We start from the raw sequence: 24,174 nt of genomic DNA, 5'->3' as shown, positions 1-24,174 counted from the left end.
CCGTCAGCTCGCGAGGGAGGCGTTCGGTTCGACCTCGCAGTGGTCGAGCTCGTCGATGTAGGTCTCGTCGAACGTCACCTTGACGGTCTTGCGGCCCTTGGCGGGCACCGAGACCTCCTCGCTGCCGTCGTCGACGGCGACGGTGGCCTCGTCCATGAAGTAGACCGTGACCGAGAAGGTGGCCTTGCGGTCGTTCGGGTTCCTGACCTCGACCGTCGCGTACGGCTTCTTCTTGGTCGCGCAGCTCACCAGCCTCGCCGTGCCGTCCTCCAGCCCCTTGCCCTCGCCGGTGCCGCTGGAGGCAGTGGGAGTCGAGCGGTAGGTGGGCCGCCGGTTGTAGGTGCCTCCACTGCTGTAGGGGTCGTCGTAGGAGTCGTCGTCGCTCGACCCGGAGTCGTACGAGCCGCCCGACGTCGACGACGAACTGTCGTGGTCCTGGCGGGAACTGCTGCACCCGCCTCCGCCGCCTCCGCCACCCCCGTGCCTGCTGTGGCCGTGGTGGCCCCGTGAGAAGCCCGTCAGCGTGAGTACCACGATCGCCAGTACTGCCGTGAACCTGAGTCTGCGCCCCCGAATTTTCATGCGATCACCCTATCGACGCCGTCGGCGTCGCGTGGCGGGGGTTGCGTACGGGGAGTAGCGTCGCGTGTGAGAGCGGTGACAAAAGGGCCGCTCACCAGGACCGACGGCCGCCGTCCGAAGCCCTTCCGTGTATCCGGTACGGCGGCCGTCACCCAGCACCATCAGGACGTACGGGCCGTCCCCGTGCCCTTCTCCGCGTCCAGGGCGTACACGCAGCGGTCCTTGCTGCACGCGTACACGACCCCGTCCTTGACCACCGGGGAGCCGGTGATCTCGCCGCCGGTCGCGAGCTTCCAGCGCAGGCGGCCGTCGTCGGCCTTGAGGGTGTACAGGAGATGGTCGGTGGAGCCGAAGTGGATACGGCCCTCGGCGACCGCAGGGGAGCCGACGATCTCGCCGCCCGCCTGGAAGCGCCACTTGGGCGTGCCCGTCACGGCATCCAGGGTGTACAGGCCCTTGCCGCTGCCGACGTGGACATGGCCCGCGGCGACCAGGACCGGGTCGATCGAGGCGCGGGACTCGGTCGCGATGCGCCAGCGGTCGCGGCCGTCGGTGGCGTCCAGGGCGTAGACCGTGCCGAGGTAGTCGGCGAGGTACACGCCGCCGCCGGTCACCGCCGGGCCAGGCACGAAGGCCGGCGGGCAGAGGAAGACCGCCGGGGCTTCGAAGTGCCAGCGGACGTGGCCGGTCGCCACGTCGAGGGCGAGGACGCGCGTGCCGGCCGAGACGTACACGTAGCCGTCCGGCGCCGGGGTGCACCGTACCGGCACGCCGCCGCAGGTGGCCGCGTCGCCGATGGGGTAGGACCAGCGCTCGTCGCCCGTGCGGGCCTCCAGGGCGCGCAGCCGGGCGTCCTGCCAGACGTACACCGTGCCGTCGTGGACGGCGGGACCCGCCTCCGGGGACTCGAAGTCGGTCTGGGCGCCGGTGATCTCCCACAGCTTCTGGCCGTTGGAGGCATCCCAGGCCTGGACGCCGCCGCCGCGGGTGCCGGTGACGACCGTGCCCCGGTCGGCCTTGAGCGAGTACACCCAGGCGTCCGTCTGCAGCCGCCACAGGTCGACGCCCTCGCGGGCGTCCAGGGCGAACAGCGTGGGCCCGTCGGAGGCGTGGACACGGCCGTCGGCGACCGCCATCGACCACGCCACGTCCCGCGTCTTGAAGCGGCGGCGGCCGGTGGCCACGTCCAGGGCGTGCACCTCGAAGGAGGTGACGTAGACCAGGTCGTCGACGACGGACGGGGTGCCCCACACGTCGTTCGACATGCGGAAGCGCCACGGGCGCCAGCCGGACGCGGTCCCCGGGGGCGCGGGCGGCGCGGCCGGTACGGCGGGGTCGGCGCCGTTGACACCGGGGCGGGGCTTGGACCAGGAAGCGGCCAGGCCGGCCTCCGGAGGGGGTGCCTTGACGGCGGCGGCGCGGGCGTCGGCAACGCGCGGACCGGGGCCGATCGGGACCTGGGCGCCGGCCAGCCGCACGGGGCCGAAGTCGGGGGCGCCGACCGGGGCGGGCACGGGCGGCGCCGGGACGACGGGGTCGTGCGACGGCGGGGGCGGTACGGTGCCCCGGCCGCCGCTGCGGTGGCCGGAGGAGGCGGGCTGCGCGGCCGGGCGGCCGCCGCGGCGCGACTCGATGAGGGCGACCGCCTTCTCGGGCAGCCAGGCCGAGGCCGTCCCGCTGTCGTCGGAGCCGGAGCCGAACAGGTGGGGGGCCAGCTGGGCCTGGAGGTCGGCCGGCGTGGGGCGGGCCGAGGCCTCCATCTGCATGCAGGACTCGATCAGCGGGCGCAGCTCGTCGGGGAGGCCTTCGAGGTCGGGGCCCTCCCGCAGGAGCATGAAGACCGTCTCGACCGGGTTGGCCCCGTGGAATGGCGCATGGCCGGTGGCCGCGAAGACGAGCGTCGAGCCGAGCGAGAAGACGTCGCTCGCGCCCGTCACGCTGCGGGAGTCCTTGGCCTGTTCGGGGGACATGTAGGCGGGCGTGCCGACGGCGACGTTCGTCATCGTCAAACGCGTGTTCGAGACGCCGGAGGCGATACCGAAGTCGATCACCCGGGGGCCGTCCTCGACGACGAGGACGTTGGAGGGCTTCAGGTCCCGGTGCACCAGCCCGGCCCCGTGGATCGACTGCAGCGCCTCGGCGACGCCGGCGGCGAGCCAGCGCACCGCCTGGGCCGGGAGGGGCCCGCACTCGTTCACTATCTCCTCGAGGGAGGGCGCGGGGACATAGGCGGTGGCCAGCCACGGCACGGCGGCGCGCGGGTCGGCGTCGACGACCGCGGCCGTGTAGAAGCCGGAGACCGCCCGCGCGGCCTCGACCTCACGCGTGAAACGGACGCGGAACAGCTGGTCCTCGGCCAGTTCCGTGCGCACCGTCTTGATCGCCACGCGCCGGCCGGACGCCGAGCGCGCGAGATAGACCAGCCCCATGCCGCCGGCACCCAGCCGTCCCAGCACCTCGAACGGCCCGATCCGCCGCGGATCGTGCTGCGTCAGCTGATCCACCACTTGCCTGCCACCTCCCCGTACGAGCCGCGTCACCCACATATGTACGCGACCCCGTGCAGCGTCTCACCACAGCACCGCCGTGGCGGCACGCACCCTGATTCTTCCTGTCCGGGGCACTGGTTGCGAACCCGGCGACAAATCGGGATGCCCTGCCGCAAATCCCCCTCTTTCCCATCAGGGGGACGGCTTTCACCTCTGGAGCACGGCGAAGGACGCCCCTTGATTGTCGAGGACGACGGCCACGTTTCCGTAGGACGTCTCGAAGGGTGGCACCTGCACCCGCCCGCCGAGCCGGCCGACGGTGCCGAGGGCGGCCTCGCAGTCCTCGACCCGGAAGTGGACGAGGAAATGGGGCGGCATCTCGGGCGGGAAGACGTCGGAGACGGGGGCGCGGCCGAAGTCGGGCTCGGCGTCCGGACCGAAGAGGGCGTCGTGGAAGAGGCCGCCGTAGAAGGCGTTGGCGGCATCGGTGTCGCGGGCGTACAGCTCGGCCCAGACGAAGGTGCCCACCGCATGGCGCCGGCCGAAACCCGTGTGGCTGCCCGGCTGCCACAGACCGAAGACGGCGCCCTCGGCATCGGCGGCGAGGCCGATCGTGCCCAGGCCGTCGACCGGCATGGGCGCCGTGACGACCTGCCCACCGTGCGCCCGGATCCGCTCGGCCAGCGCCTCGGCGTCCGGGGTGGCGAAGTACACGGTCCAGACGGTGGGCATCCGGCCGTCCGTCTTGGGTGCGAGCGCGGCGACGGGCTCGCCGTCCAGCCGCGCCCATACGGAGCTGCCGTATGCCGGCTGCTCGTCGAAGGACCACCCGAAGAGCTCACCGTAGAAACGCTTGCCCGCCTCGACGTCGGGAAGCTGCGCGTCCACCCAGCAGCAGACGCCCTCTGTGTACGCGGATGCCCTGTTTTCGGCCATGCCGTCAAAGTAACCGGGTCTCGTGCGGCCCGCAGACCAGGCACACCAGCCCCTCAGCCCCCGTGCACCCCATTTGCAGTCGGCCGAATCGCGCTCCCATCACCCCTCGGTAAGCTGACGACATGACAGGACAAGTGCGTACCGTCGACGGCCGCGTGGCCGGCCGACGTGGGCAGGCGACCCGGCAGAAGCTGCTCGACTGCCTCAGCGAGATGCTCAGCTCCTCCCCGTACCGGGACGTCAAAGTCATCGATGTCGCTCGGAAGGCGGGCACTTCGCCCGCGACCTTCTACCAGTACTTCCCGGACGTCGAGGGCGCCGTCCTGGAGATTGCCGAGCAAATGGCCGCCGAGGGCGCCGGGTTGACCGAGCTGCTCGAGGGTCGGTCGTGGGTCGGCAAGGCCGGCTGGCAGACGGCGCAGGAACTCGTGGACGGGTTCTTGGAGTTCTGGCGCAAGCATGACGCGATCCTGCGCGTGGTCGACCTCGGGGCGGCCGAGGGCGACAAACGCTTCTACAAGATCCGGATGAAGATCCTTAACTCGGTGAACAACTCCCTGGCGGACGCGGTCGCCGAACTCCAGTCCAAGGGAAGGGTCGACAAGGACGTGAATCCCGCCGCGATCGCCGGTTCGCTGGTCGCGATGCTCGCGGCGGTCGCCTCGCACCAGAAGGGCTTCACCTCCTACGGTGTGAAGCAGGCCGAACTCAAGCCGAACCTGGCATTGTTGGTGTACCTGGGCATCACCGGCAGGAAGCCGACGAGATAGCCCGCACCTCGGCTCCCCAGCCCTTTTCGAGGCCCCAAGTCCTGTCAGGCAGGCGGCGGTCCACCCGAGTGGACCGCCGCCTGCTGCGCTGTGCGGCTCCGTCTGCTAGGCGGGCAGCGGCCGGTCCTTGACGACATGCTTCATCACCAGTGTGGACGTCAGCCGCTGCACACCCGGCAGGGTGGCGAGCCGCTCGTCGTAGAGCCGCTGGAAGGCGGCGAGGTCGGCGGTGGCGACCCGCAGCAGATAGTCCGGGTCCCCGAAGAGCCGCTGCGCCTCCAGTACGTGCTCCACCTCGCTGACCGCCCGCTCGAACTCGGCGACCGTGTCCCGGTCCTCCTGCCGCATGGAGACGAAGACCAGGACCTCGAAGGTCAGCCCCACGGCGGCCGGGTCCACCACGGCCCGGTATCCCCGCACGGCCCCCGACCGCTCCAGCTCCCGCAGCCGCCGATGACACGGCGAGACGCTGAGCCGCACCCGCCCGGCCAGCTCGGTCACGGTCAGCCGCCCGTCCTGCTGCAGCTCGGCAAGAATCTTCCTGTCCACGTCGTCCACGAAGAAGATTCTCCCCCCGAAACAGCGATCACGGGCAAACTTAAGGAAGCTTTGGCGGCAATCGCGCTTAATGTTCCCACCATGCACTCCGGAACGCTCATTTCCTTTCTCGCCGTCGACTTCCTGCTGATCTGCGTGCCGGGCGCCGACTGGGCGTACGCGATCGCGGCCGGACTGCGGGAGCGCTCGGTGACGGTGGCGGTGGCGGGCCTGGTCGCCGGCTACGCGCTGCGCACGCTGCTGGCGGTCGCCGGACTGGCGGTCCTGGTCGCCGGCACGCCGCAGCTGCTCACGGCACTGACGGTGACGGGCGCCGGATACCTGGCGTGGCTGGGCTGGGGAGTGCTGCGCAGGCCGGCCACACCGGGGACGACCGACGAGCCGCTCGCCGCCACGGGCCCCGCGTCTTTCTCCGCGGCGCCACGATCAGCGGCCTGAACCCCAAGGGCCTCCTGCTCCACCTGTCGGTCCTCCCCCAGTTCCTGACCACGCGGGGCGCGCCCGCCCTCGTGCCCGTGCAGACAGCCACCCTCGGCCAGCTGCACATGGCGTGCCGCGCGGCCGTCCACCTCACGGTCGGCACGCCGGCCCGCGCGGTCCTGCGCGCCCTCCCCCAAGCTCACGGCCAAGCTCTCGGCTTCGCTTGAGCAGGGGGACCCCCTGGCGGCGCCCCGGGCGGTCACGAGCACGTCGGGGGCGGCGTTGCTGGGCGTAGGCGCGTTCCTGCCGGCAGAACGCCTGGCGACCCCTGTAGTCACCTCCACACGATCCGGAAGAGCCGGATCTCCCGCTCCACCCGCGCCTGATAGGTGGCATACGGCGGCCAGAAGGCGAGCACGGCCTTCCAGGCGGCCGCCCGCTCCTCACCCTCCAGCAGCCGAGCCCGCACGGGAATGTCCTCGCCCTTCCAGCTGATCCCGGCGTCGGGACGGGCGAGGAGGTTGTGGGTCCAGGCGGGGTGACCGGTCCGCCCGAAGTTGGATCCGACCAGGACCCAGCTCCGCCCGCCGTCCTCCGGCATGCAGGCAAGCGGCGTACGCCGGGGCAGCCCGCTCCGGGCCCCGGTGGACGTGAGGATCACGCCCGGCAGCATCTGGGCGCTGATCAGCACCTTCCCGCGCGTGAGCCGATGGACGGCACGGTCCAGCGCGGGAACCACGTGCGGGGCCACGCGGGCGAAGGCCCGCGTGGAGGACACCTTCTGCACCGCCCGCACACCGAGGCCCGCCATCACACCCCCACCTCCCGCCGCTCGATGCTCCCGGCCACGTCCGCCGCATACGCCCGCAACCGGTGCACGGGCCCGAACAGCAACTCGTCCCCCGCGGCCCGCTTGAAGTACAGGTGAGCTTCGTGTTCCCAGGTGAACCCGATCCCACCGTGCAGCTGAATCGCCTCGCCCGCGGCGACCCGCAACGCCTCCAGAGCCTGCGCGAGGGCGAGCCCCCCGACCCTCCCGCCCGTCTCCCGCCACCACCCTTCCAGCGAGGCGCTACCCGCCACACCTCCCGATTCATGGGCCGTGGCCCAGGCGGCGTAGTAGGCGGCCGAGCGGGCGGCCTGCACCTGGACGTAGACGTCGGCCAGCCGGTGCTTGACGGCCTGGAAGGACCCGACGGCCCGCCCGAACTGCTCCCGCTGCTTGACGTACTCGACCGTCCGCTCCAGCACCCGGTCGGCGGCCCCCACGGCCTCACAGGCCAGAACGGCGGCGGCAGCATCACCGGCACCGGCAAGAGCACCGAGCACGTCCACGCTTTCCTCGCCCAGCAACTCGGCCCGCACGTCCCGGAGTTGCACCCGCCCCTGGGCCCGGGTCGCATCAAGGGAGGTCTGCCGCACCCGCACCATCCCGGCCGCATCCCCCGGTACGAGGAAGAGCAACGTGTGCGACCGGGCGAACCCACCGGGATGGGCGGCGACGACGAGCAGCTCCGCCCGATGCCCGTCAAACACCTGATCGACCTGCCCGTACAACCGCCAGCCATCTTCGTCCCGCCGCGCCTGCACCCCGCCCGCACGGCCACCCCCGGCCCAGTCGCCGTCATTGCCGCAGGTCAGGCCAGCGCGGTAGCGAGCGCGGAGCCGGGCACGGCAAGGGCGGCGGTGAGCGTCCCGGCGGCGATGCGGGGCAGCAGCTCGGCGCGCTGAACGGCGATGCCGAGGGCCAGGAGCAGCGGCCCGGCGAGAACCGAGGTCGCGAGCAGCGGCGAGGGAACCAGCGCCCGCCCCGTCTCCTCACAGGCGAGGGCGAGCTCGGTGACCGAGCACCCCACACCGCCGTACGCCTCGGGGAGGGCGAGCCCGGGCAGGCCGAGCTGTTTGGCGAGGGCGGTCCAGAGGGCGGGGTCGCACCCGGCGGGGGTGTCGACGGCGGCGCGCACCTCCTCCACCCCGCAGCGCTTGTGCAGCAGCTCGCGCAGGGTGCGTCGGATCTCGTCCTGCTCGGCGGTGAAGCGGGCGTCCATGGCTCTCCCTCCGGATCTGACGGGCCGTCATGTTAGGGGGAGCAGGCCCGAATGCCCAGAGCGCAAGCCCTGCCACCCTTCTCCATATCTGATGTACCGTCAGATTCATGACGACTGGGAGCCGGAAGGTGGCCGTGGTCGGCGTGTCCCTCTCCGACTGCGGCCGCGTGGACGACGCGACCCCGTACACCCTGCACGCCCAGGCCGCCCGCCGCGCCCTGGCGGACGCGGGCCTGGACCGCACCCACGTGGACGGCCTGGCCTCGGCGGGCCTGGGCACCCTGGCCCCCGCCGAGGTGGCCGAATACCTGGGCCTTCGCCCCACCTGGGTCGACTCCACGTCGGTGGGCGGCTCGACCTGGGAGGTCATGGCAGCCCACGCAACGGACGCGATAGCGGCCGGCCACGCGAACGCGGTACTCCTCGTCTACGGCTCCACAGCTCGCGCGGACATCAAGGCGGGCCGCCGCACGGGCACCCTCTCCTTCGGCAACCGCGGCCCGCTCCAGTTCGAGGCGCCCTACGGTCACACGCTGATCGCCAAGTACGCGATGGCGGCCCGCCGCCACATGCACGAACACGGCACCACACTGGAACAGCTGGCGCAGGTGGCGGTCCAGGCCCGGGCGAACGCGGCGCTGAACCCCGGGGCGATGTTCCGCTCCCCGATCACGGTCGACGACGTCCTGTCCGGCCCGATGATCGCGGACCCCTTCACCAAGCTCCACTGCTGCATTCGCTCCGACGGCGGCGCGGCGGTCCTGCTGGCCGCCGAGGAGTACGTACGGGACTGCCGCACGGCGCCGGTGTGGGTGCTCGGGACGGGGGAGCACGTATCGCACACCACCATGTCCGAGTGGCCGGACTTAACGGTCTCACCGGCGGCGGTGAGCGGTCGGCTGGCGTTCGAGCGGGCCGGCGTACAGCCGCAGGAGATCGACCTCGCGGAGATCTACGACACCTTCACGTACATGACCCTGGTGACCCTCGAAGACCTCGGCTTCTCCGGAAAGGGCGAGGGCGGAGCGTTCATGGGAAAGGGGCGGTTGCTGGTGCGGGGCGGCGAACTCCCCGTGAACACCGACGGTGAGGGGCTGTCGGCCCAGCACCCGGGCATGCGAGGCCTGTTCCTGCTGGTGGAGGCCGTACGGCAACTGCGCGGCGAGGCCGGCGAACGCCAGGTCCACCGCCCCGACGGCTCCCTCCCCCAGCTGGCGGTGGCCTCCGGGACGGGGGGCTGGTTCTGCTCGTCCGGAACGGTGGTGCTGGGCCGCTAACGGACGGTACGGAGGAAGGCGGCCCAGGTGGTGGGGGTGACGGCGAGGGTGGGCGCGTCGGCTCGGAGGTCTTTGGAGTCGCGAATGTGGATGACTTCGGGGGTGGTGGCTATCTCGAGGCAGGCCTCGCCTTCGTTGTTGCTGTAGCTCGACTTGAACCAGGCCAGTTCGGTCGTGTTCACAGCTGTTCCACCTTTCTTTCGATGAGTGCTGCAGACTCCTCGGGTGTGAGCGCCTGCGCCCGCAGCATGCCGAAGAGGTCGAACAAACCGCTCACCTGCTCCGGCTTGTGGATCAACTTACTGCCGCCCTGGGCTTCCACGAACACCAGATTGCGCCCCTCCTCGGTGCTCATGAGCTGCATCGGCCCGTTCAGCCCCGCGTGCGTATGCCGCACAGTAGGCATCACCTGGACCGTCAGGTGCTTCATTCTCCGGATGGATTCCAGCAAGTGCTGCAACTGCTCCTTCAGCACTCCCAAACTGCCGAGCGCCCGTGCCAGCACGGACTCCTCGATGACATACCCGGCGTACGGCGGCGAGTTGCGCCTCAGCACCGACTGCCGCTCCAAGCGAGCCTGGACGTGCCGTTCCACCTCCTCCTCAGTGAAGGCAGGTCGTCGCGCTTCATACAAGGCCCGCGCATACGCCTCCGTCTGGAGCAGCCCAGGAACGAGCATCGTCTCGTACGCGTTGATCACGAGCGCGTTCCGCTCCATCCGTACCCAGCTCAGGAAGCTGGGCGGGTACTTCTCCTCCTCCATCATCTCGATGCACGCGAGGAACGCACCCCGCCCATCGAGCGCCTCGTCCGCGTCCCTCAGGAACTCCATCGGCGGGATCCGCTCACCGCGCTCGTACGAGCCGAAACACGACTCGGACACGTGCAGCCGGTCTCCTGCCTCCTTCTGCGTGAGATCGAGCCTCACTCGATGGATGCGCAGCAGGTCCCCCACCACTCGCCGCCCCACGGAAATCTCCGCCTTCGCCCCCACAACGACCACCTTCCTCCCCGCAACCGGCAATGTGGACCGTGTCCGTCTGGTCACGCTACGCAGTCACAGTCACGCTCGTAGTCATGACGGAGAAACTCACCCCGAATTGGGTCCCCAGAGCCGGTCTCCAACTCCGCCTGGCAGGAGTCCACTTCGATGCGATCCGGGTGTGCGGCGTAGGCGGGGAAGCCGTGCTGCACCACCTCTCCTCGCTCACCGACGGCCGCCCCGGTCCCGTCGTACGTGAGGTGAAGGGGTGCCGGTGGACGTACTTCCTCCTGGCACCCGGCGAGAGCGCGGAGCACGACTGGCCACCCGGGGCGCGCCGGTTCGGGAGGTCGACGCGGGACGCGTACATCGGCGTACCGGCGCCGGAGGGAAACACCTACCCGCTGAGCTGGCGATCGGGCCCGCCGGAGGTCGGGGAGTTCGTGGACGCGGAACTGCTGCACGGCGTCCTGCTGGCGCAGCTCTGCCGCCACGTCGAGTGATACTCGGGTCATGGAGACGGATCTTCACGAGCTGCTGAGGTCACTGCGGGTGTGGGACCCGGAGGTCACCGACCTGCCCCCACTGGACCCCGCCACCGCACCCACGGCCCCCCTCCCCCTCTTCACGACGTGGTTCGCGGAGGCGGTGGCGGCCGGCCAGACGGAACCGCACACCATGTCCCTCGCGACGACGGACGAGGAGAACCACCCGGACGTCCGGATCGTGATGCTGCACGGCGCCGACGCGACCGGCTGGTCCTTCGCCACGCACTCCGGCAGCCGCAAGGGCCGCCACCTCGCCGCCCACCCGTATGCGGCCCTCGGCTTCTACTGGCCGGTCCAGGGCCGTCAGGTGCGAGTCCGCGGCCCGGTCACGGTCGCTCCGCCCGAGCAGGCCCAGTCAGACCTGCACGCCCGCTCGGCGGGCGCCCTGGCCGCCGCCCTCACCGGCCACCAGAGCGAAGTCCTCGCCTCCCTCGACGAGTTGGCGCAGGCCTCCGGGGCAGCCTGGGAGCAGGCGCAGCGCGAGCCGGACACCGAGGTGCCCTCCTGGACCCTTTACCGCCTCCAGCCGGAGGAGGTCGAGTTCTTCCAGGGCGACGCCCGCCGCCGCCACGTACGCCTTCTCTACCGCCGTACGGCCGACGGCTGGACCCGCGAACTCCTCTGGCCCTGACGGCCGACGCTGACGGCTATGGGCAGATCCGGGCCAACCGAACCCACAGAAACGCAGGACATGACGCCCCTGCCTGGCCCAAATCTGCCACTAGCGCCGGATCACCCCCCCCCACCGTCCGCACCCCACCGTCCGCAACCGCAAACCGCCAGCCCACCCGGCGTGGCCGCCGGCCGCGAGCGTGCCCGTCGGCGCAGGCCCACCGCGCACCGACCTCACCGCCACCCGAGTGAGGGACCCGTTCCCTTCCGGCCGCCCGCACGCTTCTCTCCCGTGCTGGAGCGGGCCGGGTCAGGGGGCGGCCGCAGGCGATCGCCGCAGGCGACGCGGCCGGAGGGAGCGCCCTTGACGCGGCCCGCGGAAGCACGACGATCGCCGAGCAGCAGGCGGCCCGACGGCACCCCCAGATCGCACCTCTCCGCCACCCGGCAGGAGACCTCGTGCCCGACGGCGTGGTCCAACTCCAGCCGGTGCAGCCCCAGTTCCGTAAGCCCCAGCGCGCAACCAGCCCCAGAGCCCGAGTGGCCACCCCCCGCCCGCGGGCCTCGGGCAGCACCCAGTACCCGATCCGCGCGACGGCCAGGTACGGCCTGATCTCGTTGACGCCGATGTGCCCGAGGTTCGTACCGCTCTCCGCGTCCGCGATCAGGAACGACGCCCCCGAGCCCTCCAGTGCACGCGCCGCCCGCACCCGGAGCGCGTCGCGGGCGCCGGCCCTGTCCGTGATCGGGGTGATCGGTGTGTTCCACCGCCGGAACTCCGGATCGGTGTTCCCGCGCAGCCACGCCTCGACGTCGGCATCGGACTCCGGGTCCCAGGTGCGCTGACGCAGCCCCTGCCCTTCTATCCGCGCCGACGAAAGGATCTTGGGGTCACGGAGGTTGGCAGTCACCGACTCATTGAACACCGCACCTATGACCGGGGGCCCCCGAATACGGCCGGAAGACCGGCACCACGAACTCCCCGGCCTCTCGAAAAGCCACCTCCAGATCCATCCCCACCCGAAGCTCCCCCGCCCCGTCCCCCCGCACGACCTCCGTCATCATCCGAGGCCCCTCCGCGAGCTCGACCACGGCAGCGACGTACGGCGTCCGCTCCCCGAAGGGCGGGAGGTCGTTCCGGTGGACGACGGACCAGGTGTACAGGGTCGCCCGCCCGCTCACGGCCTCCCAGGTCACGTCCTCGCTCCAGCAGTGGGGGCAGAACTCCCGCGGATAGTGGTGCGCTTGCCCGCACGCCCCGCAGCGCCGCACCAGCAGGCGCCCCTCAGCCGCAGCGTCCCAGTACGTCCTGGTGAAGGCATCGGCCTCCGGCAGATCGAAGCGGGCCGTCACCGGAGGCGTCACCACCCGAACCACCCACCGGAACCACCCGCGCCCATCACCCGAACCACCCCACCGCACTGTCCACCGACCACGCCTGCCACGACATCCCGAACCAGACCCACCACCGAGATCAAGGCCATCATCGAGTTCTGCCCCTGCTCGGCCCAGTCGTGGATCATGAGGGTGAAGTACAGGAGGTTGAGCAGCAGGCCCCCGACCAGCGCGACCGGTGTCAGGAAGCCCAGCACCAATGCCAGTGTCAGCGCGAGCTCCGTGTACACCACCACGTACGCCATCGTCCGCGGCCGAGGTGCGACGACCACGTCGAAGCCGGACCGGACGGCGTTCCAGCGGTGCTTGGTGGCGACGTCCGCCGACCACGCGATCCCGGTGCCGCGTTCGAACCAGACCTTCTTGTCCTTGTGCCGCCAACTCTCCAGCCACCACAGCCCGAGCCCGATGCGCAGCACGGCCAGCCACTGCGCACCGGTGAGCCAGATCGTGTCCATGGACTCTCCTGCCACCACCGGGATCTGACGGTACGTCAGTTTCGTGGCAGCCCTACGCCTCGCGCAAGACGGCGGCGCCCCGACCCCTGCATCGGACGCCGCCCACCCTCCCCCAAGTTCTCGCCTCCGCCCGAACAGGGGGACGCCCGTCGCCGGACCCCCGCGCATCCGGGCCCGGCCTCGCGGCGTTTCTGCACATCCGGGCTCCCTGCGCCACCGATCCCACCTACTCCTCCCACAGCCGTGATCAATCCGCAACCAATTCCGGTCTTGACCGAGACCCATCAACCGGGTGTGTGATTACGCTCCCGCTCATGGCCGACTCCTCAGCACCCGCACCCCCCGACGCTCCGAACCCCACCGACCGCCCCGTCTACGTCATCGGCGGCGGCCCGGGCGGGCTTTCCGCGGCGTACGCGCTGCGCGCGCGGGGGATACGTGCCGTCGTGCTGGAGAAGTCGGACCGGGTCGGAGCGTCCTGGCGGCGCCACTACGACCGGCTGCACCTGCACACCACCCGGCGTCTGTCGGGCCTGCCGGGGCTGCCGATGCCGCGGCGGTTCGGGCGGTGGGTGTCGCGGGACGACGTGGTCCGGTACCTGGAGAAGTACGCCGAGCACCACGAGCTGGAGATCGTGACCGGCGTCGAGGTCTCCCGTATCGAGCGCACACCCGACGGCACCGGCTGGCTGCTGCACGCCACCGGCGGGCGGGAGTTGACCGGTGGCGCGGTCGTCGTCGCCACCGGCTACAACCACACGCCCCACGTGCCCGACTGGCCGGGCCGCGGGACCTACACGGGCGAACTGTTGCACGCGTCCGCATACCGCAACCCCCAGCCCTACGCGGGCCGTGACGTCCTCGTCGTCGGTGTCGGCAACACCGGTGCCGAGATCGCCGTCGACCTGGTGGAGGGCGGGGCCTCACGGGTACGGCTGTCCGTGCGCACCGCCCCGCACATCGTGCGGCGGTCGACGGCCGGCTGGGCCGCGCAGTACACGGGCGTGCTCGTACGGCGGCTGCCGGTCGGGCTCGTCGACCGGCTCGCCAAGCCACTGGCGAAGCTGAGCGTGCCGGACCTGTCGGCGCACGGCCTGCCGCGCCCCGACACCGGCCTGTACTCGCGGGTCAACGAGGGCTCGATCCCCGTCCAGGACGTCGGCCTCATCGACGCCGTGCGCAACGGCAGGGTCGAGGTCGTGGCCGCCGTCGACGGCTTCGATGACGGCAAGGTCGTCCTCGCCGACGGCAGCCGGATCGAGCCGGACGCCGTCATCGCCGCCACCGGCTATGTCCGCGCCCTGGAGGGCCTGGTCGGTCACCTCGGCGTGCTGGACGCCCGCGGCAAGCCAGTCGTCCACGGCGCCCGCACCCCGGACAACGCGCCCGGCCTGTACTTCACCGGCTTCACCAACCCCATCAGCGGCATGTTCCGCGAGCTGGCGATCGACGCGGAGAAGATCGCGAAGGCCGTCGCGAAGGCGAACGCGAGGGACGCCGACCGCCAGGTGTCCCGCCTGCCGGCCTGAGCACGAGGGAAACCGACCGTCAGGTGTCCCACCTGCCGGCCTGAGGGCGCGGCCCGGCCGACCGGCCCCCGACCGACGGGCCCCGGACCGACCGGCCCCCGATCGACCGGCCCCCGACCGACCGGCCCCGCCCGCCCAGCGCGCAACTTTGCCTGCCCAGCCGTTCCTGACGTCGCGTCAGTTCATTAATCTGACAGTGCGTCAGTTACTTGGCTGTCACGACAGGAGCGGGCGGACGATGCTTGGATCAACCCACGGCACCCTCACCACCGACTCCCGCCGGGCCCGGGTCATCGCGTGCGGGGAGGGGCGGACCGGGCCCGCCGTCCACGGCCGGGCGGCCGACGTGGGCGAACTGGATTGGCGTCATCCGGGTCGACGGACTCGACGAGCTTCAGGACACCGCTGCCCTGTTGGCGCGCGCCAGGCCCCCTCGCGCCGACGGGGTCGTCGTCTGTTCGATCTCGGGCGGCACGGGCGCGCACGTCGCCGACCTGGCCGCCGCGGCGGGGCTCAGGCTGCCGGTCCTGTCCGAGGCCAGGCAGGCCGAGCTGCACCAGTGGATACCGGAGTACCTGAGCGTCGCCGACCCCGTCGACAACGGCGGCCATCCGGTCGGGGACTGGCGTGGCCGGAAGATCATCGATGCCATCCTCGGGGGCCCGGAGGTCGGGGTGCTGATCTGTCCTGTCACCGGGCCGTTCCCGCCGCTGAGCGACAAGCTCGTGCAGGACTTGGTGGACGCGGCGGAGCACACTCCGCGAGTTGGGCCGCGCGCCTCGCCGCCGGTCCGACCCGCGCCCTCGCGCTCACCAAGCAGCTCGTGAACGCCTCCCTCGACACCGACCGTGCCACCGCCTTCGCCGCCGAGGCCGCCGCGCAGGAGATCAACATGACGACGGCGCTTCCTATCTGACGCACCGTCAGCTTCGATGGGGGGGCGTGATGGGACAGGCAGGGACGGCGGAGGCCGCCGTCCGCTACCTCAGGTCGGCCGGGACCGCTCCGCTCGGGCAGCCCGTCCAGGCGCTGCCGCGCCCGGAGTTGCGGTGCGTGCGGGAGGACGAGCGGGCCCCCGTCGAACAGGGGGAGTTCCGGCGGGTCCTGGGGAACTTCGCGACCGGCGTGACCGTTGTCACGGCACCGCCCGCCGACCGGGAGGGCTCCCCCGTCGGCTTCGCCTGCCAGTCCTTCACCTCCCTCTCCCTCGACCCACCCCTCGTCGCCTTCATGGTCGGCCGTACGTCGACGACGTGGCCGCGCATCGCCCGCGTCGGCGTCTGCTGCATCAACGTCCTGGCCGAAGGCCAGGGCTCCCTGTGCCGCGCCTTCGCGGTGAGCGGCGCGGACAAATTCGCTGGGGTCGCGTACGACCGGGCACCGGTGTCCGGGGCCCCGCGCCTCGCGGACGCCGTCGCCTGGATCGACTGCACGATCCACGCCGTCCACACCGGCGGCGACCACCTCATCGTCGTGGGCCGGGTGGGCGCGCTCGGCACCGGCGACGGCGACGGCAGCCCGCTGGTCTTCCACCGGGGGCGGTTCACCCGGCTCGGCGACGACCAAGACTGAGGCTCAAACCTCCGGGCCTCCGGGCCTCCTGGCCTCCTGGCCTCCAGATCTCCTGGCCTCCTGGCCTCCTGGCCTCCAGATCTCCTGGCCTCCAGATCTCCTGGCCTCCTGGCCTCCTGGCCTCCAGATCTCCTGGCCTTCAGATCCCCAGACCTCCGGGCCCCCAGGCTCCCAGGCCTCCACGCCGGTCAGGCTCGTCAGCCCCCTCAGGCCCGAGGCCCCTCAACCCCCTCAACCCCCTCAGCTCCCTCAGCCCCTCACCCCCCTCAAGCCAAGGCCACCCGCAGGCCGCCGCCGGATGACCAGCGCTATCAGGGCCGCCGCCGCGCACAGGGCGCCGGAGGCGTACCAGACCATGTCGTACGAGCCGAAGACGTCGCGGGCGACCCCGCCGAGGTAGGCGACGAGCGCGGCGCCGACCTGGTGGGAGGCGAGCACCCAGCCGAAGACGATCGCGCTGTCGTCGCCGTACTGCTCCCGGCACAGGGCGAGGGTGGGCGGGACGGTGGCCACCCAGTCGAGGCCGTAGAAGACGATGAAGAAGATCATCGGCGGATGGACGCTCGGCGCCAGCAGCATCGGCAGGAACAGCAGCGAGATGCCGCGCAGCGCGTAGTACACCGCGAGCAGGCGGCGCGGTTCGAGGCGGTCGGTGAACCAGCCGGACGCCACCGTGCCGGCCACGTCGAACACGCCGATCACCGCGAGCAGCGAGGCCGCCGCCGTGATGGGCATGCCGTGGTCGTGGGCGGCGGGCACGAAGTGGGTCTGGATCAGGCCGTTGGTGGAGGCGCCGCAGATCGCGAAGGTGCCGGCCAGCAGCCAGAAGGGGCCGGTGCGCACCGCCGAGAACAGCACGGTGAGCGCGCGGCGGGCGGCGCCGGGTATCGGCTCGGGCTTCGGTACGAACTGCTGTGCACCGTACGGTTTCAGGCCCACGTCCGCCGGGTGGTCGCGCAGCAGCAGCCACACGAAGGGGACGACGGCGAGGGCCGCCAGCGCCACCGTGACCGCCGCCGGGCGCCAGCCGTGCGACTCGACCGTCCAGGACAGGATCGGCAGGAAGATCAGCTGGCCGGAGGCGGAGGCGGCGGTGAGGATGCCGCTGACCAGGCCGCGCCGCTCGGTGAACCAGCGGTTGGTCACCGTCGCCGCGAAGGCCAGCGCCATCGAGCCGGAGCCGAGGCCGACCAGCAGACCCCAGCACAGCCAGAGCTGCCAGGCCGCCGTCATCCACACGGTCAGGCCCGAGCCCGCCGCGATCACGGTCAGCGCGACGGCGACCACGCGGCGGATGCCGAAGCGGTCCATCAGCGCGGCGGCGAAGGGGGCGGTGAGCCCGTACAGCGCAAGGTTGAGCGAGACCGCGGCGCCGATCGTGCCGCGTGACCAGCCGAACTCCTGGTGCAGGGGGTCGATGAGCAGACCCGGCAGGGAGCGGAAGGCTGCGGCGCCGATGATCGTCACGAAGGTGACGGCGGCGACGAACCAGGCGCGGTGCAGTGACGTCATGCGGCTCCGCCGCGGGCGGGTCGGGCGGGTGGGCTCGGTTTCCCCTGGGGTCGTGGCGGCTTCGGTTGTCTGGGTCACGCCATAGAGCTTCCGGCCGGCGATCTCTTCGATCGAGTGGCCCGAAGGACAGCATTCGTTAGGATCGGGCCATGCATACGGCCACGGGTTTCCGCCCACACCGCGTCGTCGTGCTCGCCCTCGACGGGCTGCTCCCCTTCGAGCTGGGCATCCCGCACCGCATCTTCGGGCGCCCCAGGGACGCCCAGCGGCGGCACCTGTACGAGGTCGTCACCTGTTCCGTCCGGCCGCCGGGGCCGGTCGAGACGGACGCCGACTTCTCGATCCACGTCGCGCACGGGCCGGAGGCCCTGGCCACCGCCGACACCGTGATCGTCCCGGCGTCGTACGAACTCGGTCCGCTCTACGAGGAGGGCAGGCTGACCGAGGAGCTGGCCGCCGCGCTCGCGCACATCCGGCCCGGCACGCGGCTCGCGTCCATCTGCACCGGCGTGTACGTGCTGGCCGCCGCCGGGTATCTCGACGGACGGCCGGCCACCACGCACTGGGCCGACGCCGAGCACTTCCAGCGGCTGTTTCCGCAGATCAAGGTCGACGCGGACGTGCTGTTCATCGACGACGGGGACGTGCTGACCTCGGCGGGGGTCGCGGCCGGGATCGACCTGTGCCTGCACATCGTGCGGCGCGACCACGGGACCGCGGTCGCCAACGAAGTGGCGCGGCGGACCGTCGTACCGCCGCACCGGGACGGTGGACAGGCGCAGTACATCCACCGGCCGGTGCCGGATCCGCAGCAGGCGACCACGACCGGGGCGCGGGCGTGGGCCCTGGGACGGCTCCACGAGCCGATCCAGCTGCGCGACATGGCCGCGCAGGAGTCCATGTCCGTACGGACCTTCACCCGGCGGTTCCGCGAGGAGGTCGGGGTCAGCCCCGGCCAGTGGCTCACCCAGCAGCGGGTGGAGCGGGCGCGGCACCTGCTGGAGTCCACCGACCTCTCCGTCGACCAGGTGGCCCGTGACGCCGGCTTCGGTACGGCCCAGTCGATGCGACAGCACCTGCAGGCGGCGCTCGGGGTGACCCCGACGGCGTACCGCCGGACGTTCCGGGCCGGAAGCAGCGTCAGGGAACCGGAAGCAGCGTCCAGGAAGCAGGCCCTGGGAAGCAGGGCCTAGAAGGTCAGCACCCCGCGCGCGACCCGGCCCGCCTCCCCGTCCGCCCTCGCCTTCTCGAAGTCCTCGACGGGGTAGGTCTCGGTGACCAGCTCGTCGGGGAGGAGCCGGCCCGTGCGGTACAGCTCGGCGTACAGGGCGATGTCCCGCTGCGGGCGGGAGGAGCCGTAGCGGCAGCCCAGGATGGCCTTGTCGAGGTACATCGAGGAGACGAGGAAGGACGCCTCGGCCGTGGCCGGGGGAACGCCGAGGAGGACGGCCTGGCCGACATGTGCGTACGGGCCACCGGGGCCACCGCGTTCGCGGTCACGCCGTACTTGTGCAGGCTGAGCGCGGCGCTGCGGACGAGGGAGATGATCCCGCCCTTCGCCGCGCTGTAGTTGGCCTGGGAGACCGAGCCCTGGTGGTTGCCGCTGGTGAAACCGATCAGGGTGCCCGAGCGCTGCTGCCGCATCACCGCGGAGGCGGCGCGGAACACGGTGAACGTGCCCTTGAGGTGGGTGGCGACCACCGGGTCCCACTCCTCCTCGGACATGTTGAACAGCATCCGTTCGCGCAGGATCCCGGCGACGCACACCGCACCGTCCAGCCGTCCGTACGACGACAGGGCCGCGTCGACCACGCGCTGCCCGCCCGCCATGGCCGAAACGTCGTCGGCCACCGCGACCGCGTCCCCGCCGGCCGCCTCGATCTCCTTGACCACGGCCTCGGCGACCTCGCCGGCCGGGGAGGCGCCGTCGACCGACACGCCGTAGTCGTTGACGACCACGCGCGCACCCTCGGCCGCCGCGGCCAGCGCGACCGCCCGTCCGATCCCCCGCCCCGCGCCCGTCACGGCGACGACCTTGCCTGCCAAGAAGTTCCCCACGCCCGGCCCCTTCCCGTGGTTTCTGACGGACCGTTAGATTCTATGTCCGGCCGGACAGCCGGAGACAAGCCCCGGGGAGGACCGAGATGTCACTGCCGGACGAGTTCCACGACATCGCCAAGCGCGTGAACAACTGGGGCCGTTGGGGAGCCGACGACGAGATCGGAACCCTGAACCTGATCACCGACGAGGTCGTCCGGGAGGCGGCGGCGTGCGTGCGGACCGGGCGGCGCGTGCCGCTCGCCCTCCCCCTGAAGCAGGACGGCGTGCAGACCGACATGATTCCGGGGCGGGTCAATCCGCTGCACGTGATGGTGCAGATCAATCAGGAGATCTTCGGCCCGGGGACGGTCGCGTGCAGCGACGACGCCGTGACCATGGGGCTCCAGGCGGTCACGCACTGGGATGCGCTGACCCACGTCTCGCACTCGGGAAAGCTCTACAACGGCCGACCCGCCGGCACGATCACCCCGCACGGCGGCACCGAGTTCTCCGACATCGACAAGGCGCGGCACATCGTCTCGCGCGGGGTGCTGCTCGACGTCGCACGCGCGCGGGGCGTCGACCGGCTCGACGGCGGCCACGCGGTCACCCCCGAGGACCTGGAGGCCGCCGAGGAACTCGCCGGCACACGCGTGCGCGCCGGGGACATCGTGCCGGTGAGGACCGGCCAGGTGCAGGTGTATCTCGCGGGCGACACGCACGGGTACGGGTATCCGTCGCCGGGCCTGTCCGTCCGCACCCCGGAGTGGTTCCACGCGCGCGATGTCGCGGCCGTCGCCAACGACACGCTCACCTTTGAGATATTTCCGCCCGAGATAGAGGATTTGTGGCTGCCCGTGCATGCTCTCGACCTGGTGGAGATGGGGATGCTTCAGGGCCAGAACTGGAACCTCGAGAAGTTGTCCACAGCCTGTGGAGAAGAGGGGCGCTACACGTTCCTGCTGTCGGCGATGCCTGAGCCCTTCGTCGGCGCGACGGGGACACCGGTCGCTCCGGTGGCCGTCCTGTAGAGCGACGGGGAGAGTCCGGCTGACGGCGCGCCCTTGCCCGCCCCGAGCACGGCACCGCGCGCCGCCATCCGGCTCCGGCGTACCGGCCCGAGCCCCCCTCGACCCTGAAGGGACCGGCCGACGCCACATGCACGACTCACACTCGTCGAGGGCCTCCGTCACCCGAGCCCTCGTCGTCCCCTCACGGCGAATCGCTGACCACAAGCGTGATCAAACGGACACGCCACGTCAACACCACCACGGTGATTTACCTGTTATGCCTGATTCACAGTGGGCGCGCACGGAAGCATGGCCCGGCGCACTGCCTCCTGGCGGCCGGGTGGTGACAGCGCTTTCTGCAACCGTGCACCGGCGTCGGCAACCATCCGGCGAGAGTTGGCGGCGGTAATCCCGTGGCGCCCCTACACCGCCTCGTACGCCAGCCCCTTGTACGCCGATGCCTCACTACCGCAGGCCGCCGGTGCCGCCGCCTCCCCGGACGGTGCGCAGCGGTCCAGTTCGCACCAGATCCGCTTGCCCGTCCCCTCACGGCTCCAGCCCCAGCGGTCGGCGAGACCGTCGACGAGAGCAAGGCCGCGGCCACCCGTGGCGTCGCCGTCCGGACAGCGGGGCACCGGGGCCCGGGTGCTGGTGTCGGCGACCTCGAGGCGCACGGTGGTCGTCTCCGCCGCTCCCCCGGACAGGGACAGCCGCAGCACGGCCGGACAGCCGGTGTGCACCACGGCGTTGGTCACCAGTTCGGAGACGAGCAGGATCAGCGTCTCTGCGAGCGGCTCGTCGGCCTGTATCCCCGACCCGGCGAGCCGCGAGCGGGCCCACCTCCGGGCCCGCCCCACCTCCGCGGGGTCGGGCCGGATCTCCAGCTGCACATGAAGCACCTGCACCGCTCACACCATCCGAACCGGCGGACACATAGCCTCGCGCCACACGAGGGCCACGATCGTAGCCATTTTCTGCATGGCCAGAACAACGGCCAGAGCAAGGGTCACGGAACGTGACTCCCTTGCCAGACAGCATGGTTGACGTACTGTCACCCCAACAAGCGCTTCGGGCATATTCCCGCGGGAAGGAGTACCCGTGCGGCATACTGTGCGACGCTCGTCGCGGGGAGTCGAACAGGCGGGCAGCGACGGCCGCCCGGCCTTGCGAGCAGCGGCGCGCACCGCCAAAACCGGGGCCGCCCCAGGGGCAACGCCGGGATGGCTCGTGCTCGGAACCACTCGCATCCCACACAAGGTACCCGAGCGGGACGGCGACTCCAGGACGTGACGAGTCACGCGTAGGACACAACCCGATATCAACGCTCGGTAATTTCGGTATGCCACGATCCGTGACATCCAGATCTGTCTCGTCCGGGTCGGCGCAGCCCAGAGGCCTGTTACCCCGCCCCGGCCACCAGATCGCCCGCGAGCAACTCCTCACTGTCCGTAACTCCCCCGCCACGGCGCACCCGAACCCACGTCCGCTTCAGATGCAGGTGCACCTCGGACTCCCAGGTGAAGCCCATGCCGCCGTGCACCTGAAGGCAGTCGCGGGCGCCCCGCAACGCGGCCTCGTCGGCGAGCAGCCGGGCCGCGGCGATGTCGACGGGGTCGGCCGTGACGGCGGCCGCGTACACCGCGGCGCGAGCCGTCTCCGCCCGGACCAGCATGTCCGCGCACGTGTGCTGCACCGCCTGGAAGGCTCCGATCGGCCTGCCGAACTGCTCGCGAGTCCGGGCGTGTTGCACAGCCAGTTCGCACACGCGCGCGGCGGTGCCGAGCTGCTCGGAAGCGGTGAGGAGGACGGCGACAGAATCGGGCTCCGCCCGCTCGGGTACCCGGTGCAGGGGCGTCAACGGGTCCACCGACCGCAGCGGCGTGGCCCCTGCCACCTCCCCGAGCACCACATCCGCCTCCGCCAGCCACTCCACCTGCCCGCCGTCCACGACGGCCACGACCGCCTCCCCGGTGGCGGCCCCGGCCACGGTCCCCGCCGCGAGATGCGTGGCCACCAGCGGGCCGGTCAGCAGCGCCCGGCCGGCCTCCTCGAACGCCAACACCGCCTCCGGCAGTCCGAGTCCGACCCCGCCGTCCGTCTCCGGCAGCCGCAGGACGAAGAACCCGGCCTCCCCCAGCTGCCGCCACACGGCCCGGTCCAGCCCCGGCGCGTCCAGGGCGGCCCGCAGTGTCTCCGGCCCGAAGCGCCGCGCCAGCAGCTGCCGTACGCCGTCCCGCAGCGCCCGCTGGTCGTCGGTCAGTTGGAACCGCATACGGCAGGTCACCGTCCCTTCGGCAGTCCGAGGATCCGCTCGGCCACGATGGTGCGCTGGATCTGAAAAGTGCCGGCCGCGATGGTGTACGACAGCGAGGACAGCCGGTCGAGCACCCACGGCCGGTCGAGGTCGAGGGCCCCCACGCCCAGGACGTCGGCCGCGGTGTCGTACAGCTCCTGCCGCGCGTGCGAGTACCGCAGTTTGAAGACCGAGCCGCCGACCCCGGGCACCCCGCCGTTCCGCTCGGCCTCGCTGACGTTCCACTGTGTCAGCCGCCACAGCGCCCGGAACTCGGCGTTCAGCCGGCCCAGCCGCCGCCGGAGCACCGGGTCGTCCCAGCGGCCGTTCTTCCGTGCCTCGCGGGCGAGTTCGCCGAGCACGCGGCGGCAGGCCACCACCTCGCCGACGAAGGCCGTGCCGCGCTCGAAGGACAGCGTCACCATGGTCACGCGCCAGCCGTCGTTCTCGTCCCCGACCCGGTTGCCCACCGGCACCCGCACCTCGTCGAGGAACACCTCGGCGAACTCCGCGGACCCGGCGAGCGTCCGCAGCGGCCGTACGGTGATGCCCGGCGCGTCCATGGGCAGGGCGAGCCAGGTGATGCCCCGGTGCCTGGGCGCCTCCGGATCGGTGCGCACCAGCAGCTCGCACCAGTCGGCGACTTCGGCGTGCGACGTCCAGATCTTGGACCCGCTCACCACGTAGTCGTCGCCGTCCCGCCACGCGCGCGTGCGCAGCGATGCCAGGTCGGAGCCCGCGTCCGGTTCACTGAAGCCCTGGCACCACACCTCGTCACCGCGCAGGATGGGCGGCAGCCAGCGCGCCCGCTGCTCGGCCGTGCCCTCGGCGGCGATCGTCGGCCCCGCGTGCAGCAGTCCGACGAAGTTCGCTCCCACGTAGGGCGCGCCCGCCTTCTCCGTCTCCTCCAGGAAGATCAGGTGCTGGGTGGGGGTGGCCCCCTGGCCGCCCGCGTCCACGGGCCAGTGCAGCCCCGCGTACCCGGCGTCGTGCAGCATCCGCTGCCAGCCGAGGTCGTAGGCCCTGCGTCCCGGCCAGTCGTCGGGGGACGGCTTCGGCGGGAGGGTCGGGAGCACCTTGGCGAGCCACTCCCGCAGCCGGGCCCTGAAGTCCTCTTCCTCCGGGGTGCAGGAGAGATCCATG

At 71.6% G+C, this 24,174-nt stretch carries 23 protein-coding genes and 5 pseudogenes; 12 read left to right on the top strand and 16 right to left on the bottom strand.

Annotated elements, in window-relative coordinates:
- Nucleotides 1–3: 3 nt before the first annotated feature.
- The 3 genes from ABZV31_RS17995 to ABZV31_RS17985 form a co-directional block, all read right to left on the bottom strand.
- Nucleotides 4–582 carry a hypothetical protein gene (locus ABZV31_RS17995; protein WP_355894500.1) on the bottom strand — a complete coding sequence of 193 codons (579 nt, stop codon included), beginning with the start codon at nt 580–582 and terminating at the stop codon, nt 4–6.
- A 161-nt stretch (nt 583–743) separates the two neighbouring features.
- Nucleotides 744–3,089, bottom strand: coding sequence for a PQQ-binding-like beta-propeller repeat protein (locus ABZV31_RS17990; RefSeq protein ID WP_355894498.1), 2,346 nt, complete (start codon nt 3,087–3,089; stop codon nt 744–746).
- A gap of 189 nt (nt 3,090–3,278) precedes the next feature.
- Nucleotides 3,279–4,007, bottom strand: a complete 729-nt coding sequence (locus ABZV31_RS17985) for a VOC family protein (RefSeq protein WP_355894495.1) — start codon at nt 4,005–4,007, stop codon at nt 3,279–3,281.
- A 134-nt stretch (nt 4,008–4,141) separates the two neighbouring features.
- On the opposite strand from ABZV31_RS17985, the gene ABZV31_RS17980 reads away from it, so the two are divergent.
- Complete coding sequence (locus tag ABZV31_RS17980; protein WP_355894614.1) at nt 4,142–4,777, top strand: TetR family transcriptional regulator; 636 nt, start codon at nt 4,142–4,144, stop codon at nt 4,775–4,777.
- Between the two features lie 105 nt (nt 4,778–4,882).
- Here the strand turns inward: ABZV31_RS17980 and ABZV31_RS17975 are convergent, their stop codons facing one another.
- The gene (locus ABZV31_RS17975) at nt 4,883–5,335 is read right to left on the bottom strand and encodes an Lrp/AsnC family transcriptional regulator (RefSeq protein WP_355894492.1); all 453 of its coding nucleotides are present in this window, start codon (nt 5,333–5,335) and stop codon (nt 4,883–4,885) included.
- 81 nt (nt 5,336–5,416) lie between these two features.
- Between ABZV31_RS17975 and ABZV31_RS17970 the strand changes: the two genes are divergently transcribed.
- Entirely contained in the window at nt 5,417–5,773 is a 357-nt protein-coding gene (locus tag ABZV31_RS17970; RefSeq protein ID WP_355894489.1) for a LysE family transporter, read from the top strand.
- A 77-nt stretch (nt 5,774–5,850) separates the two neighbouring features.
- Nucleotides 5,851–5,982: a hypothetical protein gene (locus ABZV31_RS17965; RefSeq protein WP_355894487.1), complete on the top strand. Its 132-nt coding sequence runs from the start codon at nt 5,851–5,853 to the stop codon at nt 5,980–5,982.
- Nucleotides 5,983–6,089: 107 nt separating this feature from the next.
- On the opposite strand, the gene ABZV31_RS17960 is transcribed toward ABZV31_RS17965, so the two are convergent.
- Complete coding sequence (locus ABZV31_RS17960; protein WP_355894484.1) at nt 6,090–6,566, bottom strand: nitroreductase family deazaflavin-dependent oxidoreductase; 477 nt, start codon at nt 6,564–6,566, stop codon at nt 6,090–6,092.
- Nucleotides 6,566–7,803: pseudogene (locus ABZV31_RS17955) on the bottom strand (acyl-CoA dehydrogenase family protein). The gene ABZV31_RS17960 and the pseudogene ABZV31_RS17955 overlap by 1 nt, the downstream one beginning before the upstream one ends.
- Before the next feature lie 107 nt (nt 7,804–7,910).
- Here ABZV31_RS17955 and ABZV31_RS17950 point away from each other — a divergent pair.
- Nucleotides 7,911–9,080, top strand: a complete 1,170-nt coding sequence (locus ABZV31_RS17950; protein ID WP_355894482.1) for an acetyl-CoA acetyltransferase — start codon at nt 7,911–7,913, stop codon at nt 9,078–9,080.
- Here ABZV31_RS17950 and ABZV31_RS17945 read toward each other — a convergent pair.
- The gene (locus ABZV31_RS17945) at nt 9,077–9,262 is read right to left on the bottom strand and encodes a DUF397 domain-containing protein (protein ID WP_355894480.1); all 186 of its coding nucleotides are present in this window, start codon (nt 9,260–9,262) and stop codon (nt 9,077–9,079) included. The genes ABZV31_RS17950 and ABZV31_RS17945 overlap by 4 nt on opposite strands.
- On the bottom strand, nt 9,259–10,074 hold the full coding sequence (locus tag ABZV31_RS17940) for a helix-turn-helix transcriptional regulator (RefSeq protein WP_355894479.1): 816 nt from the start codon (nt 10,072–10,074) through the stop codon (nt 9,259–9,261). Before ABZV31_RS17940 ends, ABZV31_RS17945 begins: the two co-directional genes overlap by 4 nt.
- Before the next feature lie 83 nt (nt 10,075–10,157).
- Between ABZV31_RS17940 and ABZV31_RS17935 the strand changes: the two genes are divergently transcribed.
- Nucleotides 10,158–10,565, top strand: coding sequence for a hypothetical protein (locus ABZV31_RS17935; RefSeq protein WP_355894476.1), 408 nt, complete (start codon nt 10,158–10,160; stop codon nt 10,563–10,565).
- Between the two features lie 10 nt (nt 10,566–10,575).
- Nucleotides 10,576–11,241: a pyridoxal 5'-phosphate synthase gene (locus ABZV31_RS17930; RefSeq protein WP_355894474.1), complete on the top strand. Its 666-nt coding sequence runs from the start codon at nt 10,576–10,578 to the stop codon at nt 11,239–11,241.
- Nucleotides 11,242–11,456: 215 nt separating this feature from the next.
- On the opposite strand, the pseudogene ABZV31_RS17925 reads toward ABZV31_RS17930, so the two are convergent.
- The 3 genes and pseudogenes from ABZV31_RS17925 to ABZV31_RS17915 all read right to left on the bottom strand — a co-directional run bounded on the left by ABZV31_RS17925 (nt 11,457) and on the right by ABZV31_RS17915 (nt 13,075).
- Nucleotides 11,457–12,106 (bottom strand): annotated as a pseudogene (locus ABZV31_RS17925) (GNAT family N-acetyltransferase).
- 31 nt (nt 12,107–12,137) lie between these two features.
- Nucleotides 12,138–12,575 (bottom strand): Zn-ribbon domain-containing OB-fold protein, encoded by a 438-nt coding sequence (locus tag ABZV31_RS17920; RefSeq protein WP_355894471.1) that lies wholly within the window; start codon nt 12,573–12,575, stop codon nt 12,138–12,140.
- Nucleotides 12,576–12,621: 46 nt separating this feature from the next.
- Nucleotides 12,622–13,075 (bottom strand): annotated as a pseudogene (locus ABZV31_RS17915) (DoxX family protein).
- 314 nt (nt 13,076–13,389) lie between these two features.
- On the opposite strand from ABZV31_RS17915, the gene ABZV31_RS17910 reads away from it, so the two are divergent.
- The 4 genes and pseudogenes from ABZV31_RS17910 (at nt 13,390) to ABZV31_RS17895 (ending at nt 16,176) form a co-directional block, all read left to right on the top strand.
- Nucleotides 13,390–14,604, top strand: coding sequence for an NAD(P)/FAD-dependent oxidoreductase (locus ABZV31_RS17910; protein WP_355894468.1), 1,215 nt, complete (start codon nt 13,390–13,392; stop codon nt 14,602–14,604).
- Between the two features lie 362 nt (nt 14,605–14,966).
- Nucleotides 14,967–15,356 (top strand): annotated as a pseudogene (locus ABZV31_RS17905) (CoA-binding protein); the annotation flags it as partial.
- 14 nt (nt 15,357–15,370) lie between these two features.
- Nucleotides 15,371–15,520, top strand: a pseudogene (locus tag ABZV31_RS17900) (enoyl-CoA hydratase/isomerase family protein); the annotation flags it as partial.
- A 29-nt stretch (nt 15,521–15,549) separates the two neighbouring features.
- Complete coding sequence (locus tag ABZV31_RS17895) at nt 15,550–16,176, top strand: flavin reductase family protein (protein ID WP_355894465.1); 627 nt, start codon at nt 15,550–15,552, stop codon at nt 16,174–16,176.
- Between the two features lie 249 nt (nt 16,177–16,425).
- Here ABZV31_RS17895 and ABZV31_RS17890 read toward each other — a convergent pair whose 3' ends face one another.
- Nucleotides 16,426–17,766: an MFS transporter gene (locus ABZV31_RS17890; protein WP_355894462.1), complete on the bottom strand. Its 1,341-nt coding sequence runs from the start codon at nt 17,764–17,766 to the stop codon at nt 16,426–16,428.
- A 71-nt stretch (nt 17,767–17,837) separates the two neighbouring features.
- Between ABZV31_RS17890 and ABZV31_RS17885 the strand changes: the two genes are divergently transcribed.
- On the top strand, nt 17,838–18,881 hold the full coding sequence (locus ABZV31_RS17885) for a helix-turn-helix domain-containing protein (protein WP_355894459.1): 1,044 nt from the start codon (nt 17,838–17,840) through the stop codon (nt 18,879–18,881).
- 4 nt (nt 18,882–18,885) lie between these two features.
- Here the strand turns inward: ABZV31_RS17885 and ABZV31_RS17880 are convergent, their stop codons facing one another.
- Entirely contained in the window at nt 18,886–19,746 is an 861-nt protein-coding gene (locus tag ABZV31_RS17880) for an SDR family NAD(P)-dependent oxidoreductase (protein WP_355894456.1), read from the bottom strand.
- Between the two features lie 86 nt (nt 19,747–19,832).
- Here ABZV31_RS17880 and ABZV31_RS17875 point away from each other — a divergent pair, with 86 nt between their 5' ends.
- Entirely contained in the window at nt 19,833–20,759 is a 927-nt protein-coding gene (locus ABZV31_RS17875) for a cyclase family protein (RefSeq protein ID WP_355894454.1), read from the top strand.
- Between the two features lie 401 nt (nt 20,760–21,160).
- On the opposite strand, the gene ABZV31_RS17870 is transcribed toward ABZV31_RS17875, so the two are convergent.
- From ABZV31_RS17870 to ABZV31_RS17860, 3 genes are all read right to left on the bottom strand, one after another.
- Nucleotides 21,161–21,628, bottom strand: a complete 468-nt coding sequence (locus ABZV31_RS17870) for an ATP-binding protein (RefSeq protein ID WP_355894611.1) — start codon at nt 21,626–21,628, stop codon at nt 21,161–21,163.
- A 509-nt stretch (nt 21,629–22,137) separates the two neighbouring features.
- On the bottom strand, nt 22,138–23,010 hold the full coding sequence (locus ABZV31_RS17865; protein ID WP_355894452.1) for an acyl-CoA dehydrogenase family protein: 873 nt from the start codon (nt 23,008–23,010) through the stop codon (nt 22,138–22,140).
- Between the two features lie 8 nt (nt 23,011–23,018).
- A complete protein-coding gene (locus tag ABZV31_RS17860) occupies nt 23,019–24,173 on the bottom strand; it encodes an acyl-CoA dehydrogenase (protein ID WP_355894449.1) in 1,155 nt (384 codons plus the stop codon).
- Between the last annotated feature and the right edge of the window lies 1 nt (nt 24,174).

It is taken from the genome of Streptomyces sp. NPDC005202 (assembly GCF_040608235.1).
In the GTDB taxonomy this organism is placed as follows: domain Bacteria; phylum Actinomycetota; class Actinomycetes; order Streptomycetales; family Streptomycetaceae; genus Streptomyces.
The sequence above is the reverse complement of the archived record's forward strand: the minus strand, read 5'-3'. Positions and strand labels throughout refer to the sequence as shown.

Excerpts from the sequence above, each read along its gene's own strand:
- ABZV31_RS17995 (WP_355894500.1), bottom strand. The coding sequence starts at position 582 with ATGAAAATTCGGGGGCGCAGACTCAGGTTCACGGCAGTACTGGCGATC.
- ABZV31_RS17985 (WP_355894495.1), bottom strand. The coding sequence starts at position 4,007 with ATGGCCGAAAACAGGGCATCCGCGTACACAGAGGGCGTCTGCTGCTGG.
- ABZV31_RS17970 (WP_355894489.1), top strand. The coding sequence starts at position 5,417 with ATGCACTCCGGAACGCTCATTTCCTTTCTCGCCGTCGACTTCCTGCTG.
- ABZV31_RS17960 (WP_355894484.1), bottom strand. The coding sequence starts at position 6,566 with ATGGCGGGCCTCGGTGTGCGGGCGGTGCAGAAGGTGTCCTCCACGCGG.
- ABZV31_RS17950 (WP_355894482.1), top strand. The coding sequence starts at position 7,911 with ATGACGACTGGGAGCCGGAAGGTGGCCGTGGTCGGCGTGTCCCTCTCC.
- ABZV31_RS17935 (WP_355894476.1), top strand. The coding sequence starts at position 10,158 with ATGACGGAGAAACTCACCCCGAATTGGGTCCCCAGAGCCGGTCTCCAA.
- ABZV31_RS17930 (WP_355894474.1), top strand. The coding sequence starts at position 10,576 with ATGGAGACGGATCTTCACGAGCTGCTGAGGTCACTGCGGGTGTGGGAC.
- ABZV31_RS17910 (WP_355894468.1), top strand. The coding sequence starts at position 13,390 with ATGGCCGACTCCTCAGCACCCGCACCCCCCGACGCTCCGAACCCCACC.
- ABZV31_RS17895 (WP_355894465.1), top strand. The coding sequence starts at position 15,550 with ATGGGACAGGCAGGGACGGCGGAGGCCGCCGTCCGCTACCTCAGGTCG.
- ABZV31_RS17885 (WP_355894459.1), top strand. The coding sequence starts at position 17,838 with ATGCATACGGCCACGGGTTTCCGCCCACACCGCGTCGTCGTGCTCGCC.
- ABZV31_RS17875 (WP_355894454.1), top strand. The coding sequence starts at position 19,833 with ATGTCACTGCCGGACGAGTTCCACGACATCGCCAAGCGCGTGAACAAC.
- ABZV31_RS17865 (WP_355894452.1), bottom strand. The coding sequence starts at position 23,010 with ATGCGGTTCCAACTGACCGACGACCAGCGGGCGCTGCGGGACGGCGTA.
- ABZV31_RS17860 (WP_355894449.1), bottom strand. The coding sequence starts at position 24,173 with ATGGATCTCTCCTGCACCCCGGAGGAAGAGGACTTCAGGGCCCGGCTG.